15 protein-coding genes and 1 pseudogene are annotated in these 20,408 nt (G+C 36.6%); 11 read left to right on the top strand and 5 right to left on the bottom strand.

Going from position 1 to position 20,408, the window contains the following annotated elements; translation table 11 throughout:
- Positions 1-45: 45 nt before the first annotated feature.
- The gene (locus tag DZB84_RS00530; RefSeq protein ID WP_116350300.1) at positions 46-492 is read right to left on the bottom strand and encodes a cupredoxin domain-containing protein; all 447 of its coding nucleotides are present in this window, start codon (positions 490-492) and stop codon (positions 46-48) included.
- Between the two features lie 174 nt (positions 493-666).
- Between DZB84_RS00530 and DZB84_RS00535 the strand changes: the two genes are divergently transcribed.
- Both DZB84_RS00535 and DZB84_RS00540 read left to right on the top strand, forming a co-directional pair.
- Entirely contained in the window at positions 667-1,779 is a 1,113-nt protein-coding gene (locus tag DZB84_RS00535) for a histidine kinase N-terminal domain-containing protein (RefSeq protein ID WP_116350301.1), read from the top strand.
- Between the two features lie 80 nt (positions 1,780-1,859).
- On the top strand, positions 1,860-4,031 hold the full coding sequence (locus tag DZB84_RS00540; RefSeq protein WP_116350302.1) for a DNA topoisomerase III: 2,172 nt from the start codon (positions 1,860-1,862) through the stop codon (positions 4,029-4,031).
- A gap of 113 nt (positions 4,032-4,144) precedes the next feature.
- Here DZB84_RS00540 and DZB84_RS00545 read toward each other — a convergent pair whose 3' ends face one another.
- The gene (locus DZB84_RS00545) at positions 4,145-5,971 is read right to left on the bottom strand and encodes a M6 family metalloprotease domain-containing protein (protein WP_116350303.1); all 1,827 of its coding nucleotides are present in this window, start codon (positions 5,969-5,971) and stop codon (positions 4,145-4,147) included.
- A 252-nt stretch (positions 5,972-6,223) separates the two neighbouring features.
- Here DZB84_RS00545 and DZB84_RS00550 point away from each other — a divergent pair, with 252 nt between their 5' ends.
- The 3 genes from DZB84_RS00550 to DZB84_RS00560 all read left to right on the top strand — a co-directional run bounded on the left by DZB84_RS00550 (position 6,224) and on the right by DZB84_RS00560 (position 10,196).
- Entirely contained in the window at positions 6,224-7,105 is an 882-nt protein-coding gene (locus DZB84_RS00550; RefSeq protein ID WP_116350304.1) for an aminoglycoside 6-adenylyltransferase, read from the top strand.
- Positions 7,106-7,185: 80 nt separating this feature from the next.
- The gene (locus DZB84_RS00555; RefSeq protein WP_116350305.1) at positions 7,186-9,552 is read left to right on the top strand and encodes a polyprenyl synthetase family protein; all 2,367 of its coding nucleotides are present in this window, start codon (positions 7,186-7,188) and stop codon (positions 9,550-9,552) included.
- A gap of 146 nt (positions 9,553-9,698) precedes the next feature.
- A complete protein-coding gene (locus DZB84_RS00560; RefSeq protein ID WP_116350306.1) occupies positions 9,699-10,196 on the top strand; it encodes a hypothetical protein in 498 nt (165 codons plus the stop codon).
- A gap of 221 nt (positions 10,197-10,417) precedes the next feature.
- Here DZB84_RS00560 and DZB84_RS00565 read toward each other — a convergent pair whose 3' ends face one another.
- Positions 10,418-10,858 carry a GNAT family N-acetyltransferase gene (locus DZB84_RS00565; protein WP_116350307.1) on the bottom strand — a complete coding sequence of 147 codons (441 nt, stop codon included), beginning with the start codon at positions 10,856-10,858 and terminating at the stop codon, positions 10,418-10,420.
- 162 nt (positions 10,859-11,020) lie between these two features.
- On the opposite strand from DZB84_RS00565, the pseudogene DZB84_RS00570 reads away from it, so the two are divergent.
- From DZB84_RS00570 to DZB84_RS00590, 5 genes and pseudogenes are all read left to right on the top strand, one after another.
- Positions 11,021-11,748: pseudogene (locus tag DZB84_RS00570) on the top strand (nucleotidyltransferase domain-containing protein).
- Positions 11,738-12,493 carry a class I SAM-dependent methyltransferase gene (locus DZB84_RS00575; protein WP_116350308.1) on the top strand — a complete coding sequence of 252 codons (756 nt, stop codon included), beginning with the start codon at positions 11,738-11,740 and terminating at the stop codon, positions 12,491-12,493. The pseudogene DZB84_RS00570 and the gene DZB84_RS00575 overlap by 11 nt, the downstream one beginning before the upstream one ends.
- Positions 12,494-12,510: 17 nt before the next feature.
- The gene (locus DZB84_RS00580) at positions 12,511-13,191 is read left to right on the top strand and encodes an HAD family hydrolase (RefSeq protein ID WP_116350309.1); all 681 of its coding nucleotides are present in this window, start codon (positions 12,511-12,513) and stop codon (positions 13,189-13,191) included.
- On the top strand, positions 13,178-13,567 hold the full coding sequence (locus tag DZB84_RS00585) for a VOC family protein (RefSeq protein ID WP_116350310.1): 390 nt from the start codon (positions 13,178-13,180) through the stop codon (positions 13,565-13,567). The genes DZB84_RS00580 and DZB84_RS00585 overlap by 14 nt, the downstream gene beginning before the upstream one ends.
- A gap of 14 nt (positions 13,568-13,581) precedes the next feature.
- Positions 13,582-14,535 (top strand): MBL fold metallo-hydrolase, encoded by a 954-nt coding sequence (locus tag DZB84_RS00590; RefSeq protein WP_116350311.1) that lies wholly within the window; start codon positions 13,582-13,584, stop codon positions 14,533-14,535.
- 60 nt (positions 14,536-14,595) lie between these two features.
- Here DZB84_RS00590 and pepF read toward each other — a convergent pair whose 3' ends face one another.
- The gene (pepF, locus tag DZB84_RS00595) at positions 14,596-16,410 is read right to left on the bottom strand and encodes an oligoendopeptidase F (protein ID WP_116350312.1); all 1,815 of its coding nucleotides are present in this window, start codon (positions 16,408-16,410) and stop codon (positions 14,596-14,598) included.
- Positions 16,411-17,161: 751 nt separating this feature from the next.
- On the opposite strand from pepF, the gene DZB84_RS00600 reads away from it, so the two are divergent.
- Positions 17,162-19,381 (top strand): glycoside hydrolase family 3 protein, encoded by a 2,220-nt coding sequence (locus DZB84_RS00600; protein ID WP_116350313.1) that lies wholly within the window; start codon positions 17,162-17,164, stop codon positions 19,379-19,381.
- A gap of 57 nt (positions 19,382-19,438) precedes the next feature.
- Here DZB84_RS00600 and corA read toward each other — a convergent pair whose 3' ends face one another.
- A complete protein-coding gene (gene corA, locus DZB84_RS00605) occupies positions 19,439-20,389 on the bottom strand; it encodes a magnesium/cobalt transporter CorA (protein WP_116350314.1) in 951 nt (316 codons plus the stop codon).
- Between the last annotated feature and the right edge of the window lie 19 nt (positions 20,390-20,408).

Raw genomic sequence — 20,408 nt, forward strand, 5'->3', positions numbered from 1 at the left:
CTGTTTTTCTTTACAGTCCTAGCTGAGATTATCGTCAAATTTCTATTAATCCACAACAATATAACCAATCATCGGACCATTACTGTTTTTGTCAGAGTGATTTAAACAAATAATGCGGTACATGCCTTCATCCTTAAAATTAGCTTTGAGCGAAATTTCTTCTCCTTTTTTCACAGTACCTTTAATGTCTGTACCTTCGATATAGAAGGAGTGCTCCTTGCCATTTACCCCATAAATATTGAAGGTTACATCTTTACCCTGAGGAACATATACCGTTCCTGGATTCCAGAAATAGGACTCGATTTCTTTGCCATCATCCATTTTTGATTTCAGTTCTCCAGTTGTGATATGTATCACAACATCGTTTTTCGCTGCTTGTGGGGCGATTGTAGGTATGATTTCAGGCTTCAGCCATATCCATCCTCCAATTATTACCACTGCAGCAACGAAAGCTGTTACAATCCAACTCCTTTTAATCACGATAAAATTCATCAATCAACCCTCCTATAGTTTATCTCTTTATAATGTATGCTTGGCCCACTATAAAACTTGTCTACTATTTTAATTTTTTAAAAATTCAAAAAGGGAAAATGCGAAGTTTGTAGAATATAATAAATAACTTTGATTTTGTGCCTTTAAAAGATAGATTGAAAGGACTTGACATAAATGAATCCAGTAATTGGTGAACTCGTATATTTCCTCGAAAGCAATTTATCGATATTTTTAAAATCATGGAAAGATAAGACGGTGATGTCCGAGAATGATTTTCATAAAGACAAATTGATATTAAATGGCTTAACTATGTTTGAAATGATCAAAAATTCATTAATTAATCCAATTGATGAAGAAAAACTTAAGACATTTGCCTATAAATTAGCTGAGGAACGCGTTGAGTCGAATATAAATATTGGGGAATTTGTCTATAATGTAAACCTTGGAAGAACTGAAATTTTAAAATACATATATAGATCAAACATTGATCATGATCAACTGGACCCTGTTTTTGAAGAGGTTAATCGGATATTTGATTTATTTTCCTATCATGCTGTATCCAAATATACAGAAATGAAAGAAAAGATGCTTCAGGAAAAGATACAATACATAGACCAGAGCCACCAGGAGCGCCTTACGATTTTAGGGCAAATGGCATCGACCTTTGTTCATGAGTTCCGGAATCCACTAACAGCAGTAATCGGCTTTGTAAAATTAATAGGGAATGAAAACCCAGACATTAAATATTTAGATATTATTAGTCATGAATTAAATCAATTAAACTATAAAATTTCGCAGTTTTTACACGTTTCTAAAAAAGAATTAATTGACAGCAATGAAAATCAAGTATCTTTACTGGATTTATTTACTGAAATCACGGAATTTATTTATGCAAGTATTTTAGATAGTGAGGTAAAAGTTCATATTGATATTGAATCTGATATTGTAATTACCGTAAATAAGGATGAAATCAGACAGGTCTTGCTAAATATTTTAATGAACTCTATAGATGCGTTAAAACAAAGGGATTTCGACCGCAACATCTGGATTAATGGACATCATATAAATAATCAGATTTTACTATCGGTTATGAATAATGGACCCGCCATTCCTAAAGAATCTTTGGCGACCATTTTCGAACCATTTTATACAACAAAAGAATTTGGAACAGGAATTGGTCTTTTCGTTTGTAAAAAAATTATTGAAAAACATGGGGGCACTATTGGATGTATCTCAAATTCAATAATGACTGAATTTAAAATTGTCTTACCCGTACATGAACAGTAAACTCGGCAATCAACCGGGTTTTTTTTATGCCTTGCTAACTGAATCGTGTATAATAGATAGGGTGAATTGGAGGAGTTAAAATGAAATCACTTGTACTTGCAGAAAAACCTTCTGTTGGAAGAGACATTGCCCGAGTATTGAACTGTCATAAAAAAGGCAATGGCTTTTTTGAAGGGGATAAATATATCGTGACATGGGCACTTGGTCATCTAGTCACATTAGCAGACCCTGAAAAATATGGAGACCACTATAAAACATGGAAGCTAGAGGACCTTCCGATTATTCCCAATCCTTTAAGCCTAGTTGTCATTAAACAAACAGGCAAACAATATAGTGCTGTAAAAACGCAAATGAATCGTAAGGATGTCAATGAAATTATTATTGCAACAGATGCTGGTCGTGAAGGAGAACTTGTTGCAAGGTGGATTATTGAAAAATCAAACACTCGTAAGCCAATAAAACGATTATGGATTTCATCTGTTACGGATAAAGCAATTAAACAAGGATTTGCTACCTTAAAAAACGGGAAGGAATATGAGAATCTATATTCATCCGCTGTTGCACGTGCTGAAGCCGATTGGTTGGTGGGCATTAATGCAACAAGAGCATTAACGACAAAATTCAATGCACAACTTTCATGCGGAAGAGTGCAGACTCCGACCTTAGCAATTATCGCAAAACGCGAGGAAGAAATTCGGAATTTTAATCCAATACCTTATTATGAAATAAAAGCAACAACAGACGTCTTAACACTAAAGTGGCAACATGAAAAAACAAAGGAACAGCGAATTTTTAAAAAGGAAATTTCGTCATCTATTGTTCGTTCTCTTCACGGGCAGGATGCGAAAATCATCGATGTTCAAACTTCACAAAAGAAAAGCTATGCGCCACAGCTATATGATTTAACCGAGCTTCAACGTGATGCAAATAAACGGTTCGGTTTTTCAGCAAAGGAGACCTTAAATGTTCTCCAAAAGCTTTATGAACAACATAAACTTGTCACGTACCCAAGGACTGATTCAAAATATCTCTCAACGGATATCATTGATACACTAAAGGATCGTATAGAAGGATGTATGGTGCAGCCATATGCTAAGCTTGGTGCAAAGATCTTGAAAAATGGAATTAAGACAAACAAATCGTTTGTAGACAATAGCAAGGTTACAGATCACCATGCCATTATCCCGACTGAGGAGCGTCCAAATCTACAAGCTTTATCTGCGAAAGAAGAAAAACTTTATGACTTGATCGTCAAGCGGTTTTTGGCTGTTTTTCTTCCACCATATACCTATGAACAAAAAAACGTTCAAGCACATATTGGGAAGGAACTTTTCGTTGCAAAAGGGATTACGGTCACATCATTAGGTTGGAAAGAGGTCATCACTTCAATTGATGAGAATGAGGATGAAGGTCAAATTCCAGCATCCATTCAACCGGGAATGCTCCTTAATATTCTTGCTCTGAAGGAGATTGAAAAAGAAACACAGCCACCGAAGCCATTCAATGAAGGTAGCTTACTTTCAGCGATGGAAAATCCGGCAAAATACATGGCAGGGGAAAGCAAGGATTTAATTGACACAATCGGCAAAACAGGTGGACTAGGTACGGTTGCAACACGTGCAGATATAATTGAAAAATTATTTAATACCTTTTTAATTGAAAAAAGAGGGCAAGACATTCACATCACCAATAAGGGCAAACAGTTACTAGAACTTGTTCCAGATGATATGAAATCTCCAGTGTTATCGGCTGAGTGGGAGCAAAAACTTGAACAAATTGCGAAAGGTCGATTGAAAAAGAATGCGTTCATCTCAGATATTAAGCAATACACAAAAGAAGTAGTTTCAGATATCAAATCAAGCGATTCAAAGTTCAAGCATGACAATATTACAGGTACAAAATGTCCAGAATGCGGAAAGTTGATGCTTGAGGTAAATGGAAAAAAAGGAAAAATGCTTGTCTGTCAAGATCGTGAGTGCGGCCACCGTAAAAACATCGCCAAACTGACTAACGCGAGATGCCCGAACTGTCATAAAAAGATGGAATTGCGCGGGGAAGGGGAAGGACAATTATTCGTGTGTAAATGTGGTCACCGCGAAAAACTATCTGCCTTCAACGAACGTCGCAAAAAGAACCAATCAGGAAAACTATCAAAAAGAGAAGTATCCAATTACATGAAAAAACAACAAAAAGAAGAACCAATCAACACCGCCTTAGCGGACGCCCTCGCGAAACTAAAGCTAGATAAGTAGAACCAGGGGGCCATGGGGACGGTTCCTGTGGTTCCACCGAACTGAATTTTGTCCCAATCCCAATGTAACATAAGAAACCTGAGTCCCATCAAGAGGCTCAGGTTTCTTCAGCATTATTTTTTCTTTCCCTCATTTGTGCTGTAATAGAATTTAGCAGTAAGGGAACCATCTTCATTTTCAACAATATCAGTTACATGGATTCCGGAATTTGCAGGTGTTGAGCCGTAGCCTTTCCAGAAATAATAGGAACCAGTATGAACATTACTTGAGACAGGTGTGATTTCATCTCCTGTTTTGAAGAAATCACCTGCATCTCCACGGTTTACATATTTTTCGAGATCATATTTTCCATCTGCTTGTAGCACTGATAATCCGTAGTGTGTAACTTTTGTACCATTACTAGCTGTTTGGGATTGATTGTATTGGAATCTCTTATTCATCCAGTTGGCTACATTGTTCGGTCGAAAACCGGCAGTTTGGTATAAATTGATAATATTTTCATCAACATGCCATGCAACTAACCCATGTGAATCTTCACCTTGGCGGATTAAGCCTTGGTTAAAGCCGCTTTGTTGGACATTTTCGAATAAGAAATATTCAGTGCCGTTTGAACCAGGTACTTCCATTTTTACAATACCGTTGTTATCGTCAGCTTGATCAATAGAAGGTAATGTGATTTCTTGAACACCATCCTCTGGACTTACTTCGATTGGATGAGCCCAACCTAAGAAAATCTTTGAGAATGGATCGAAATGTGTAGGTGAATTCCCATTGTACTGTAAGGCATCAGGGTATCGCATCCAGGAACCACCCGACATCATTGAATAGTTGCCAGTACCTTCAGAATTATATGCAGTATCATAGAAATCAGGTAAACCTAACGCATGTCCGAATTCATGGGCATATACACCAACCTGTGCAGGGTATGGGCCGGTAATGAACGCATCATCATATTCACCCGTTGCCGCATCAAAACCTGCCACATTTCCACCAATAGCTGGTTGGATGTTATAGTTGTTAACGACTACACCATCATAGGTCATATCTTCTGCAATCGTTCTTTCAATCCATTCCGATTGACTCATGCCTGCATGAACATCTGCTGGTTTACCAGTTTCGTAGTATTTGCCATAATATAAAGCACTTAAAATGTTCCATTTATGGGACCAAAATTGAGCTGGGTCTCGGCTCCATTCGGCTCCAGTACCTTCATGAACGACGAAGACATTAGGAACTTCACCGTCAATTGCGTATTGGGAGAAATCTATTTGATCGTCTGCAGCTTTAAGCAGGTCGCGGACAAATTCTCCCGTATGGGCATCACCATTTACATTTCCTAACACATACTTTCCATTTTCAGCATATGTTCCATCTTGATCCAGATAGTATGAGGCCCCTTTAGGAAGCTCGACCCAAACAAGGTCAGCGCCGTCATGTACAAGATTAACTTTTCCGTAGCTAGATTCTTTATAAGCATTTTGCATGGTGCGATCTTTCGGCACATTTGTTCCATCGTATTCTTTAAACGCATCAAGTTCATACGGATTGTATTCAGTTCCAAAGATTAGGTCCTCATAATACTTTGCTGGAACCTGCCCCTCTAAGTCTCCTAAAGGCTCGTCACCATCCTTATATTTTGCTAGAATAACCAGTACGGGTACATCTCCATTTGCTGCTTTGTAGGCAACATGGTTATCACCAGCTTGTTGGAACTTCTTCCCGTGGTTCGCGATTTGCTCAGCTGGATCTGTCTTTGAAACTTCGAATCCTAGTTCTTTGGCCTTTTCAGCTAGTTCAGGAGTCGCTGCAACATAATGAGCAAGACTCAAGTCATATTTTGTAGATTTTGAAGAAGTAGAATCAATTACTTGAAATCCTGAAAGCAATACACCACCAGCTAAAGCAAGCGTTAATCCTGTTTTTGAAAGTACCTTTAACAATAACACCACTCCTTTATGTATGATAGGAAAAATATAACAGAATATTTAGAAATTCGTAAGAATCCTTAGTCCTATTAGTCCATGTATCCTAATTCCCAATCTTTTACACATCGATAAAAAGTCATAGATTCCTAGTTATAAAGGCTTGGGAGCTTGTTCTTAGTCTGTTCACATCTTTCTTTGTCAAAATGCAGGTGAATACATGATAAAAATAGAAGATAATAGTACACATAAATTTCAAGGAGAATTTTTATGAGAACTGAACAGGAAATGATGGATTTAATTTTGGGTATTGCAAAGAATGATGAACGGATTCGTGCGGTTTATATGAATGGTTCCAGAACTAACCAAAATGTTCCGAAAGACATTTTCCAAGATTACGACATTGTATATGTAGTCACGGAAACTGAATCATTTTTAAAAGAGGAGAACTGGATTCGTATTTTTGGTGAATTAATCATGCTACAAGAACCGGACAAAAATAATCAAACATGGGGTGAACAAGTAGATGTTTATCCATCCTATGGTTATTTAATGCTTTTTAAAGATGGAAATCGAATCGATCTTCATATTGAAACGAAAGAAAATATGCTTATTGAATACGAAAATGACAAACTTACCGTTCCATTATTGGATAAAGACAATATACTACCATCAATTTCTGGCCCAACAGATATTGATTATCATGTTAACAAACCTACTGAGTCACATTATTTAAGTACTTGTAATGATTTTTGGTGGTGTTTGCAAAATGTAGCGAAAGGAATCTGGCGTGACGAATTACCATACGCGAAACAAATGTTTGAACTTGTTATCAGGACACATTTAGATCAAATGGTTTCGTGGTGGATTGGATGTGAAACCAATTTTCAAGTGTCGGTTGGAAAGATGGGGAAGTATTTTAAAAATCATCTTCCTGATACGTATTGGCAGGAGTATGAAAGAACATACTCCGATCATAATTATGAGAGTTTCTGGATTTCTATATTTGACACCTGTGAATTATTTAGAAGATTAGCAAAAGAAGTTGCAGAAAACCTAAGATTTGTATATCCAATTAAGGATGATAGAAACATGACTAACTATTTAAAACATGTGAGAAATTTACCGAAGGATGCAAAGAAGATATATTAATTTATATTAAACAACAACGATATGAATCCCATTTATAGCATATATATTTGGTAATGAACAAAAGTCGAGGTATTTACAATATGGATGATGGATTTAAAAAGAATGCCGAAATTAGGTATAAGCTAGCAGAGAAAAAGGCCGCTCAGTATTTTCAAACGCTATATAGGGATGTCAAGGAAGAGAATTATATTTCAGCCCTCAAAAAAGACATTCATTCTTGGAAGCAGCAGCATATTTATCATTCGCTATTTCCTTTTGGGACGAAGGCGAAGAGAGAAACTCATACAGATGATTATGACAGTTATATAAAATGGCTAAATTACACAGGGAAATTAGAAAAATACTTAGATCGAAGTATTTCCTATATTTTTATGAGAGACATAGGAAAAGACCTAACGTCCATGGATACACAAACAAGAATTCAAAACGTGGTTACCCATTTGAAAGATCAATTGATTCAAACAACATCTAACGATAAAAACGAAGAATCCACTCTTTTTAGTATCACTGGATTGTACAGGTGGGGTCAAAAGGAGGGGATTGAATCCACCATTATTTGGTTAATCGATAAGTTAAAGAATGTATCTAGGAATATACCAGAGGGAATGGATGCTACACATTCCAGAAGGAAGTTACTAAAAATCATCGCTGGAGTTGTCATCAATGAAATGGAAGAACTCGAAAAAAATCTCTCAGGTGATGATCGTTCGAAAAAACTTGATACCGCTATCCGATTAGGCTATGCCTATGGTCTTACTTATCCTTTTATTGATGATCTTTTGGATGCCACGGTTTTATCAAGTGTAGAGAAAAAGAAATATTCTAATCTGATACGTACCACACTGTTAACCGAGTCTGTGCCACCTTTGGGTGAATGGAAAGGAAAAAATAAGGAATTACTAGAATTTATACATTCAGAACTTACAGAAGCCTTTCAGTACATTAAGAACAAGCAGTCCAAAGAAACCGTACATTCTTTTTTCGAACAATCTTTTGTGTTTTTTCATTCCCAAGAAGTCGATCGAGAGAAAAATCTTTCAAATGAAACGTACACAAATGAAGATTTATATATTCCCATTATGATTAAATCCTCTTCTTCACGATTGATTGTTCGTTCTCTACTTCGTGCTCCCAAAGATAAAGATTTAGACAATCGGGTTTTCTATTATGGAATCTATAATCAGCTTGCAGACGATTTTGCCGATATGTTCTCGGACATGGAGGAAGGTGCGGTAACCCCGTATACCTACTATTTAAAATATCACAAGCAGCGTAATGATTTAGTGAACCCATTTGCATTATATTGGGCTGTGATTTCTTATTTGATCCACAACGTATATCGATCCGATTCAAAAGCAATGGAAATCATATTAGACCGAGCCATCAATGGATTAAAACGATTCAAAAAGCGGGTCGGGAGTAAAGTCTATGAAGAGGTTATGGAGATATTTGCTATCAGTCATTCATCCTTTACTCAGTTGATTCAAAAAATGGTGCGAAAAGCAGATGATGTTGATTTCTTTGATAAACTCTTACGTGATCATATGGTCACCAATTTGAAAAACGAACAAAAAGAGCAGGAAGATTTTTCTGAATTGATTGATGATGTCCGTACAAAAATTAATGAACATTTGCACATTAAAGTGATAGATTCTTCTCCGATAACTGATGCCGCAAATTACAGTCTCAATGGAGACGGGAAAAGGTTGAGGCCTATCGTTGCCTGGATGATGGGTGTCAAGGAATATGGATTAACTGAAAAAGCTATTTTTCCACTTTTGAAATCTATTGAGTACATGCATACAGCTTCTTTAATTTATGACGATCTTCCATCACAAGATAATGCAAACTTTCGAAGGGGTCAACCAACTGTCCATCAATCCTACAATACCGCTGTAGCGGAATTAACAGGCCTTTTTCTGACACAAAGAGCGGTAGTTGAGCAAGCCTCACTCACGCATTTTGATACGAAGAGAGTACTTAAACTTATCCAATACTCGGCTGAGAGCACAATGGATATGTGCAAAGGGCAAGTGATGGATTTAGAGTCTAGAGGAAAATCATTATCGCTTGAACAACTCAATCAATTGTGCTTTTTAAAAACGGGAAAGGGATTTGAAGCTGCTCTTATCATGCCTTCTATTCTTGCAAATGTAGATGAAAATCAGATTGAAGCTTTAAAAAGGTTTGCGTATCATGGAGGTATTGCTTTTCAAATCAAAGATGATTTATTAGATGTAGAAGGGACAAAAGATTTAATCGGAAAATCGATTGGTAAAGATGCAGAAAACAATCATTCAACGTTTGTCTCGATTCTTGGAGTGGAAGCTGCAAAAAAAGAAATGTGGGAACATTATTGTCTCGCAATGGAAGCATTGCAAGAAATTCAACTTAAAAGTACATTTTTAAAACAAATATTGAATTATTTTGTACAAAGAGACCGTTAATAGGAATGCCTGCCCTTTGAAACTAGGGCGGGTTTTTTTATTTTCTTGAATACCTAGGTAAAAGCACATTTCATAGGTACAAGTTGAAAGGCATAAGCCTACCGAATAGGATGATAGTAGCCTATGAATAAGGAGTGATTTATAAAATGTATTATCACGATCCAAACACTTTAATGGCGTCATCACTACCATACTATACAGATATTGATTATTATAACGAGTATGAAAGACAAATGGGTTCATTCTTGCCACCATTCGGAGGAGGTTCTATTATGCCTCCATTTGGACCACCAAGTCAAGGCCCAGGGGGAGTGCCACCTTTTGGAACGCCAAGTCAAGGCCCAGGAGGAATGCCACCTTTTGGAACCCCAGGTCAAGGACAGGGAGTAGGAGCACCGACAGCACCGCCACCATCTTTTGTTCCACAGCAAACACAACAAGCACAAGCGTTTGCAGTCGACCCAGGTAGTATTAGAGGATGTTTATTCAGGTACACCTATGTCTGGTTGAAAGGTCGAGATCAATTCTGGTTCTATCCAACATTTGTTGGTAGAAGATCTGTCTCCGGTTATAGATGGACTGGTTTTCGATGGATGTATTTCGGAATTAGCCTAAGACAAATCCAATCTTTTACGTGTTTTTAATGGAATTAGTGTGACACAGAATTTTTCTTCAAGAGAAATATTTCTCTAATCAGAGAACCTATTATTCCGGAAGCTACGATTACCAGAATGAGATTAACCAATCGAACAAAGGCAAAAGGAGAGTATAGGACGATTAAACTATTTAAGATAACAATGATTCCAATAAAAAATCGCTAAAATAGATACTTGTGCGTAATTTCATGTTCAACTCTCCTTGTAACTTAGATTAATTTTTTCACCATCACAATATGTGGACCAATCGGTGGATAATCAAAGACCTCCCCATATGGTCTAAAGCCCAACTTTTCATAATACCCTTGTACATTTGTTCTACCCATGCACCATAGAAGTTCCGTCCCCTTATCCTTTAGTATATTTTCTGCAAAATTAACAACTTCTCGTCCAGCACCTAGCTTTCGATATTCCTCATGTGTTGCCATAGCCCTAAGACGATATTGTTTTCTACTTGAAAATTCTTCGTTTACTACAGCACAAAAGGAAGCAATGCTAATTAAATTCTCCTCATAAAATGCTCCCACATGGAATGCGCCTTCTTGATAATCTGTATCATACATGCAAGATTCCATTGGCTGGTGGGGTCGGAGAATGCTATGTCTTAAATCATAAGTCATTTCTGGTTCGATTTTTTTCATCACTAACATGATTTTCCTCCATTTAAAAATGATTTATATAACAATTCTATTATTATTTTTAATTTCCTTCATACCTTTTGAAAGGAATAAAAAGGAATTTATCAAAAATTGTAGAATGTAGGTTTTGTAGAGTTATGTTTAGAGGTGGTATTCATGACAGCTATTGATAAAATGAAACCAATAAAAGCAGCCCGGCAATTTATTCAAAAATGGTTTTCTGATTGTCAAGCTGCCATTTTAGCTGGAAGTGTAACAAGGGGTGATGCGACAGAAACGTCGGATCTTGACATCATTGTTTTTGAAAGGAACATTCCTTCGTCATATAGAGAGTCCTTATTCGATTTCGGTTGGCCTATTGAGGTTTTTGTACATAATGAAGCATCCTATAAACGGTTTTTTGAAACGGACAAAAAGCGAGCAAAACCGTCAATGGCGAGAATGGTTTACGAAGGCATTGTTCTTAAGAATGATGGGCTAATTGAAGGAATAAAAAAAGAAGCTAAGGAACTTTTAGACACTGGACCGGATGAATGGACTAAGGAAACGGTAGATTTGAAAAGATATTTTATTACAGATACATTAGATGATTTCGTTGGCTGTGTAAAAAGAGAAGAAGCAATATTCATTGCAAATAACCTTGCAGAACTAACAAGTGAATTGTCTTAAGAACTAATCGTAAATGGATTGGCGTTTCCAAGTGGATGTATACAGCCTTAAAAGAATTCGACGAAGAATTTGCAAATTACTTCTTTGCCTCATTTGAATCGTTTTATCGAGACGGCGACAAATCCAAGGTTGTGCAAGTAGTTGACGATGTTTTACAGCCCTATGGAGGACGTTTATTTGAGGGATTTGCTATGGGGAAAGTAAAAACTGGAGGTAAAAGTAATGACAAATGAAATACTCAAGAACAATAAGAAGAGCTGGGACAAGGTAGCACATCATTTTAATGGGAAGGATGCCCTCCCGAGTTACGGTCCTTTTACACAAACAGAAGAAGAGTTAAGGCTGTTTGAGGATGTAACAAATAAAAAAATACTTGATATCGGTTGTGGAAGTGGACATTCCTTACGATACATGGCAGAAAAAAGAGCGAGTGAACTATGGGGAGTAGATTTGTCACAAAGTCAAATTGAAACCGCGAGAGAAACACTAAAGGGAATGAATCCTCAATTGTATTGTGCACCAATGGAAAAAGATATTAATCTTCCAAAGGAATATTTTGATTTCGTTTACTCGATTTATGCGATTGGTTGGACAATGGATTTAGCTGCAACCTTTAAGCTTATCTATTCTTATTTGAAGTCTGGTGGATCTTTCATTTTCAGTTGGGATCATCCATTATATCCATATCTTAAAAGTGAAAATGGGCGAATATTTATAGAAGGCTCATATCAGAATGAGGGAACGGTTACATACGATAATTTCAAAGGTGAAGATGCACCAATGGTCATTCCAACACGAAAAATGAGTACATATATAAATGAATTAATAAAAGCGGGTTTTACAATTGAAAAAGTAATTGAAAGTGATGTGTCAGAGTCTTTTGATTCAATTGAAGAAGAGGTTTCAGACCGTTATTATTCGTTATACAAAGCTCGTAAATTTCCAACAACGATGATTATCAAGGCACGAAAGAAATAATGATTGGCAGGTAAAAGATGATTAAAGCGGCTATTTTTGATTTAGACGGAACATTATTGGATAGAGACGAATCTGTAAAGAAGTTCGTTTCTTATCAATATGATAGGTTATTGGAGTCTCTACATCAGATTCCAAAAGAAACTTATATAAAGAGATTTATCGGATTAGATCGTCGTGGCTATGTTTGGAAAGACAAAGTATATCAACAACTCGTTCAAGAATTTAGTATAAAGGGGATAACTTGGCAAGAACTGCTAGAAGATTATATCTCAATGTTTAAATACAATTGTGTACCATTTCCAAATCTTATACCGATGTTAGGAGAACTAAAGGAAACGGACCTTCAATTAGGAATGATTACAAATGGAAAGGGACAGTTTCAGTTAGATAATATTCGATCACTTGGGATAGAAAAATACTTTGATACTATTTTAGTTTCCGAATGGGAAGGGATTAAAAAGCCAGATTCCCAAATATTTATGAAGGCTGTTGCACAATTAAATGTGCAACCAAATCAATGTATATTTGTAGGCGACCACCCAGATAACGATGTAAAAGCAGCTCGTAATATTGGTATGATAGGAATTTGGAAACGGGATTTTGAATGGGACAATGTAGATGCAGATTATATCATTGATGATTTGGCAGAATTACCAATAATAATAAAAAGGTTGTGTAGTAATAATGAACATATCTAACCAAACACCCATTAAAAACACAATGGGAGGAGTATTCATTCATGTTTCAGATTTAAAAAAGTCAGTTGAATGGTACAGTAACATTTTAGGAATCGAAGCCAATTTAGATAAGGTGAAATCTCCCGTGTATAACATTCCGGTTACTGGTTCCACGGGCTTAACATTAGATGACCATGTTTTTGATCCAACATTCATCCACCGACCTTCACCAAATCCAATCTTTAATTTTCTAGTTGATGATATTGATGCTGCCTACAATTTTATTAAATCAAAAGATATCGAAGTCGTAAGAGAAATTGAAAGAGTGGGAGAGAACTTTGCTTGGTTTAATTTTAAAGATCCGGATGGAAATGTAGTAATGGCTTGTACAGGTTAAAAGGGATTTATAAGATGGAAAGATTAATAAACGAAACTGATTTTTTTAAGTTGTATTCAATTGGCGAAGGAGTGTACGCAACTATAGCAAAACCCGGTAAAGGTGCTTGGAGTAATGCGGGTATTGTTGATTTAGGTGATGAAATCTTAGTTTTCGACTCACTTTCTACCCCCTCGGCAGGTTATAAACTACGTAGACAAGCAGAAATGATAACCAGTAAAAAGGTAAAATATCTGATAAATAGCCATTATCACGGTGACCATGTTTTCGGAAATCAAGCATTCTTAGATGCAACAATTATCTCAACAGCAAGCACTAAAAAGCACTTCAAAGAAAGAAATAAATTACAAGACTTAGAAATTGAAAGAAAAGAAATGGAAAAGTATCTTGACAGTCTTAAAGACCAAATGGCATCTAATACTGATGAAATCATTCAATCTAGTCTAACGAACCAGTATAATGAAATGTCAAAAGTGTTGGAGGATTTACCTAATCTTAGACTTGTATTACCTAAGGTGCTTTTTGAAGAAAAATTAATCATTGAAGGTTCAAAAAGAAAGGTTGAGTTGTACTGCTTTGGTGGAGGGCATACCCCGAGTGATGCAATAATGTTTCTACCAAACGAAAAAATAGCGTTTATGGGAGATTTACTAACTGAAAATTTACATGTACCCATTCAAAATCCAGAAGAATTTTACTCTATTTTAGAGAAGGTTAAAGAAATGGATATCAATTCATTCGTACCAGGGCATGGAAATTTTGGAAACAAACAATCGCTGAAAATAATGTCTAGTTATTTATCGTATATAATTGAGACTTCTAAAGAAGCTATAGGACGTCATGTAACATTAGATTCTTTTTTGTCACACACAACAATACCTGAAAAGTATAGGAAATGGAATGGGATAAATGGAATTAAGGGTAATCTTACAAAGGTCTATACTTTTTATTGCAATACGAATATTTAAAGTTACATAAGGTACAAATTTAAAAATGCCCAGAATAGCTCTGGGCATTTCAATTTCTTATTATTCGTAAAGACCTTCTAATTCCTCAATTAACTGACCAACATAAGCTACCGCTTTGCGAATGGCATCTGGCTTAGACATGTCAACACCTGCATAATTCATTAATTCGAGTGGTTTCATAGTACCTCCAGCTTTTAAAACCTCAATCCAGCGATCAACTACAGGCTGACCTTCTTCTTTGATTAATTGTGCAACAGCAGTTGAAGCAGTTAATCCAGCAGAATACGTATATGGATATAGTCCCATGTAATAATGTGGTTGACGCATCCAAGTTAAGCTTGCTGCATCATCAATTTCCACAGCATCTCCCCAGAAGGATTTTAATACCTCACCTTTAATTGTACTTAACGCAGGAGCTGTGAGTGGTTTTCCGCTTTCAGCTAATGCATATGCACGACGTTGGTACTCGCCTTCAAGTAGGTGGGTTACAAAGTTATGATAATAAGTTCCTAATAATTGAAGTATGACCCATCGCTTCATTCTTTTGTCATCTGTTTTCGATAACAGATGTTCAGCAAGCAGTAACTCGTTCATAGTTGATGGAGCTTCGATAAAGTAAGTTGATGGACGTGTATTTCCAACGCGTTGGTTTCCATTCGCATAATAAAAATGTCCCGCATGCCCTAACTCATGAGCTAATATGAACGCTCCACGCATTGTATCAGTCCACGTAATTAATATAAACGGATGGGCACCATATGGACTTGAACAGAAAGCACCAGTTGATTTACCGACGTTAGCAGGGAGGTCAACCCAGCGCTCTGTGAGACCTTTTTTCATGATTGCACTATACTCAGGACCCATTATCTGTAAAGCCTCAAGGATTGTATTTGATGCTTCTTCATAGGTCGTTTTCGGATTAAAATCAGGATCAAGTGGTGCTTTTAAATCGCTAAAATGCATTTTTTCTAGTCCAAGCACTCGTTGCTTAAGTTTCGCGAATTTGCGCATATGCGGCGCAAGTTCAGTTTGGATAATATCTAACTGATTATTGTACATCTCTAACGTAACCTGTTGTGGATGCAAGAGCATATGGGTAACAGATTCATAGTTGCGAAGTTTAGATAGTGTAACCTGTTTCGTAACTTCTGTTGCATAAGCAGCAGCAAATGTATTTTGATATTTTTTCAACGTATCAGAAAAAGCCTTAAACGCATTTTGTCTAATCGTTGGATTTTCAGATAGTTCATAGCGATCCTCAAATAACGCAAAGGAGAGTGGTAGCTCATTTCCTTCACCGTCCTTAAAAGAAGGGAAGGTCATATCAGATGCTTTGCTTCGTTGATATATCATATAGGGTGCGTTATGGACTTCTCCAAGAGCAGCCAAAGCTTCTTCTGTCTCAGGTGATAGCGTATGTGGCTTTTTCTCCAAAATCACATTTAAATTATTCTGAAAAACTTCTAATTCTTTTTCTTTACTTATGTATTGTTCAATTGTGCCCTCTGGTAAAGCAAGGATTTCAGACTCGATAAACGATAGTGCAGCAGCAATCCCTGAAAAAGTCGACGATACTCTTGCTGCATTTCCTTGATTGTCAGGATTGGTCGCATCCTCATTGAAACGCAAACTAGCATATGTACCTACTAAAATCATTCGTTTGCGAAGTTCTTCCTCAGCAAGTAAACAATCTAAAAATGTCTTAGCATCTTTACCTAATTGACCTTTATATTTTGTAACTGTCGAAACGTCCACTTCAATAGCAGCTAATTCTTGTTCCCATGCGTCAACTGAAGGAAACAAGTCTTCAAGCTTCCAAGTTTGTTCAACAGGTACCTCTGCACGAGTTAATAACTTTTCTTTAACCTTCGTCATGATATTACCCCCTATAAAAATATTTCGATACTCTAACAATTTTCATTATACCTGAAATGATAGAAAAGTTAATAGTATTTTCAGATAGCTTTAATGAAATTTTTTAAAATCCTTATGACTATTTGCATTGAGACACTACTCTTTTCCTATACCATTAGAAATAATTTACAGTCGATAGACCTACTATAAATTGGTAGCTAAGCCTCATGATGATAGATATATTAAAATGGTAATATATTAGTAATTAATTAGTTTAGTAGTCTAATTAATTATAATTTTTTATCAAAAATGGAAGCGTATTCTGAAAGCGCTAACCATATTGCCGTTGTATAAAGCTGTAATCGAGAATGTATACTAACCTCTTGATGATTTTAAAGGCTGTTTTCGTAAACTTTGTTGTTTTTGAATATGATTTGTGCGAAGGGAAGAGTGATTATTGTTCTTTCAGTGATTTCAGTGGATGGTGCGAGTTCCTCGAAAATGCAGGCATTTTCTTCGTGCACTGTAGTTTCAAGGAAGCAAATTCAATGTCCTGAGGGAATATCGTGCCAAGCGAGACCTCGCAGTGAAGCAAGGAGGCTTGCGGATCGCCCGCGGAAAGCAAGTACCAGGAGTGGATATCACTGTGTTTTAATAGCAACAATCTTTTAGAAAAGAGCCATTTTAAAAAAATGTAAGAGGGAGTATTTATTCTATAAATCTTACTATTCTTATAGTAAAACTAATCATTTATTAAAGGGAGGATGGGAAAATGGCATCAGTATCAAAAAAAATCAGAAAAGCTTCAAAGCTACGAAAGAAACTTTTAGTTAGTACACTTGCACTATCACTTGTAGCTCCAACAATAGGTTTTGCAGATGAGCAAGGGTACACAGGTGAAGAGGGAGAAGCCACTCCATATACGGGACGAGGTGCAATAACAACTTATAAAGTTGAAAAAGCGGAAGGACAACCTGAAATTGAAGTTGCTACTCAAGATAGAATTCTTGAAATTGGCGACAAGTATTTTAGAGATGCAAATGGCAGTAGAAGTTTAGATATTTATGAAGACTGGAGAAAACCAGTTTCAGAACGTGTAGCAGATTTGATTAGCAAAATGAGTCTTGAGCAAAAGGCTGGATTAATGTATATCAACACACACACTCCAGTAGCAGATCCAGCAGATGGAAATTTTGTAACTCCTGAAAATAGTAAAATTGTGACTGATAAAAAATTGCGCCATGTTATTTACCGTTTATCGCAAAACTTAGGGGATATTGCCAATTACAATAACCAAATGCAACAATTGGCTGAAGGGCTAGAATTAGGGATTCCGGTTGTTATCACTTCCAATCCAAGAAACTCTCAATCTACGGATTATACAAATATTACAAACGTTCAGGATCAACATACTTTCTGGCCAGGAACATTAGGCTTGGCAGCAGCTAGAGATGTAGATGCTGTTGGCGAATTTGCAGATATTGCACGCCAAGAATGGAGAGCAGCTGGTATTCGTAAGGTTTATGGATATATGGCCGACGTTGCCACAGATCCACTTTGGGCGAGAATTGAAGAGACATTCGGAGAAGATCCAAAAGTAGTTGGAGACATGAATTATGAAATCGTAAAAGGATTCCAGGGTGAAGAACTAGGTACAGACAGTGTAGCCATCACGGTTAAACACTTCCCAGGCGGTGGAGCTCGTGATGATGGACAAGATCCTCACTTTGAAAATGGTAGCTTTAACATCTATCCAACAGAAGGAAGCATGGAAAAGTACCACATTCCTCCGTTCCAAAGAGCAATTGAAGCTGGTGTATCATCTGTAATGCCGTATTACGCATATCCAAGTAATGATAGTGCAGATCAGGGGTTACCACCATATAGTGAGGATCAGCAATTTGAAGAAGTTGGAATGACATTAAATGAGGGAATTATCAAGTACTTACGTGAAGGTCTTGGTTTCAAAGGATATGTTAACTCCGACTCAGGTGCTGTTGCCGGTAGTGCATGGGGTTATATGGATAAAACAGCAGTAGAAAAAGTGGCAAAAGCAATAAATGCAGGAACTAACATTATTTCAGGTGGCGCAACACCGGAGCTAGTTGTTGAGGCAGTTACTAGTGGATTGTTAGATGAATCAAAAGTCGATGAATCCATTATGTATACTTTATCTGAAATGATGACATTAGGTCTGTTTGAGGATCCATATGTCAATCCTGAAGAAGCAATTGCTCTTGCGAACGATGAAGAACACAGAGCATTAGCTTATGAAGCACATCAAAAATCAGTTGTTTTGATGCGAAATGACAAGATTAAAGGTGAAAAGCTATTACCATTAACTGAAGAAAAGTTAGAAAATGTTAAGCTTTATGTGGAAGGATTTGTAGGAGTTGCTGCACCAAGAAGTCATGCTAATCCTGAACAATACGTTATTGAGGAGTCTAAGAAACAATCTGATGCATTTACTGAAGATTTAAAGAATACACTGAATGAAAAATTACCTAACATCGAATTAGTTGATAGTGTAGAGGAAGCAACACATGCTTATGTATATGTGAAACCAACTCAATCTAACTGGGATAATAATCCGCGTATTACAGTTGGTCCAGAAACTGGCGTATCTGAAGTAGATCGAATTGTTGAAATCCAAAAAACGGTTCCAACGATTACTGCTGTAAACTTTACGAACCAATGGCTGATTAATAAGCTAGAACCAAAAGCAGCTGCATTTATTGGTACGTTTGGTACACAACAAGAAGCAGTATTTGACGTAATCACTGGAGCATTCAATCCTGTTGGTAAACTTCCATTTGCTATTCCAGCGAGTGCGAAAGCAGTTGAACGAGAAGTCGGAGATGTTCCAAGTTTTGCACCAGAAGAATATAAACATTTCGTTTATAAAACAAAAGCTGGTGTCAAATATGAGTACGGTTTTGGACTTTCATACGACCAAGAAAAATCAAATAATGGTAAAAAGAAAAATAAATAAAAAAGACAACGAGCAGATCCGATTCATTCGGTCTGCTCGTTTTATCGCCTCTAACATTTACTTAAACCAACCCTTTTGTTTAAACCAAACAAACATCCCAATTCCAATCACAATCATAATTGCTTGGATGATAAAATACCCATATTTATATGTAAGTTCAGGCATATGTGTGAAATTCATGCCATATATTCCTGCGATGAATGTGAGTGGCATAAAAATGGTCGTGATGACGGTTAGAATCCGCATCACTTTATTTGTTTGGTGCGAATTCAAAGACAAATAGCTATCACGAATATCGGCTGTCAATTCTCGACTGGCATCAATTTTTTCGGTAAGTCGTAATAAGTGATCATGGATATCATGGAAATATTCGATCCGATGTTGTAATAAATCAAGGCGATGAGAATTGATAATCCGATACACCAAATCCCGCATCGGTACAACTGTATGCCGTAATGTAAGTAAATGATGTCTTGTTTCAAAAAGCTCATCAAGTAGCTCTTCCATTGATTTTTCATTCGAATTGTCTTCAATTTCATTTAATGTGTCTTCTAACTGGTAAACAAACGGAAAATAATTATCAACAAGCTTGTCAATGATGTGATATAACACAAGGGAGGGATCCCATTTTTCAATTTCTTCAGTTACGATTAAGCGGTTCCACACATCATTCACTTCACTCGATTCCATAAGATGAAAGGTCACAATATATCCTTCGCCAAGAAACATATTAATTTCTTCCTTTTCCATCGTCTCCTGATGAAGGCTGTGCGAAACAAAGAATGTATTTTTTTCATAAAAATCTAATTTTGGCCGTTGTAAGACATGAATGCAATCTTCAATTGCTAGCGGATGAAAATGGAGAGTTCGTGATAATTCTTCGATTTCCGATTCAGATGGTCGATTAAAGTCAATCCAATACCACTTCCATTCGGCGTTTTTTATTTCTGAAATAGGAACATCTGTAATACGCTCATTTTTATGTGTAATAGCTGTAATGCGAATCATGAAATTACCTCATTCATAT

This window comes from Bacillus sp. HNG (assembly GCF_003400205.1).
GTDB lineage: Bacteria > Bacillota > Bacilli > Bacillales > Bacillaceae_L > Ferdinandcohnia.

Coding starts and splice junctions, on each gene's coding strand:
- DZB84_RS00530 (WP_116350300.1), bottom strand. CDS start 492: ATGAATTTTATCGTGATTAAAAGGAGTTGGATTGTAACAGCTTTCGTT.
- DZB84_RS00535 (WP_116350301.1), top strand. CDS start 667: ATGAATCCAGTAATTGGTGAACTCGTATATTTCCTCGAAAGCAATTTA.
- DZB84_RS00540 (WP_116350302.1), top strand. CDS start 1,860: ATGAAATCACTTGTACTTGCAGAAAAACCTTCTGTTGGAAGAGACATT.
- DZB84_RS00550 (WP_116350304.1), top strand. CDS start 6,224: ATGAGAACTGAACAGGAAATGATGGATTTAATTTTGGGTATTGCAAAG.
- DZB84_RS00555 (WP_116350305.1), top strand. CDS start 7,186: ATGGATGATGGATTTAAAAAGAATGCCGAAATTAGGTATAAGCTAGCA.
- DZB84_RS00560 (WP_116350306.1), top strand. CDS start 9,699: ATGTATTATCACGATCCAAACACTTTAATGGCGTCATCACTACCATAC.
- DZB84_RS00565 (WP_116350307.1), bottom strand. CDS start 10,858: ATGTTAGTGATGAAAAAAATCGAACCAGAAATGACTTATGATTTAAGA.
- DZB84_RS00575 (WP_116350308.1), top strand. CDS start 11,738: ATGACAAATGAAATACTCAAGAACAATAAGAAGAGCTGGGACAAGGTA.
- DZB84_RS00580 (WP_116350309.1), top strand. CDS start 12,511: ATGATTAAAGCGGCTATTTTTGATTTAGACGGAACATTATTGGATAGA.
- DZB84_RS00585 (WP_116350310.1), top strand. CDS start 13,178: ATGAACATATCTAACCAAACACCCATTAAAAACACAATGGGAGGAGTA.
- DZB84_RS00590 (WP_116350311.1), top strand. CDS start 13,582: ATGGAAAGATTAATAAACGAAACTGATTTTTTTAAGTTGTATTCAATT.
- pepF (WP_116350312.1), bottom strand. CDS start 16,410: ATGACGAAGGTTAAAGAAAAGTTATTAACTCGTGCAGAGGTACCTGTT.
- DZB84_RS00600 (WP_116350313.1), top strand. CDS start 17,162: ATGGCATCAGTATCAAAAAAAATCAGAAAAGCTTCAAAGCTACGAAAG.
- corA (WP_116350314.1), bottom strand. CDS start 20,389: ATGATTCGCATTACAGCTATTACACATAAAAATGAGCGTATTACAGAT.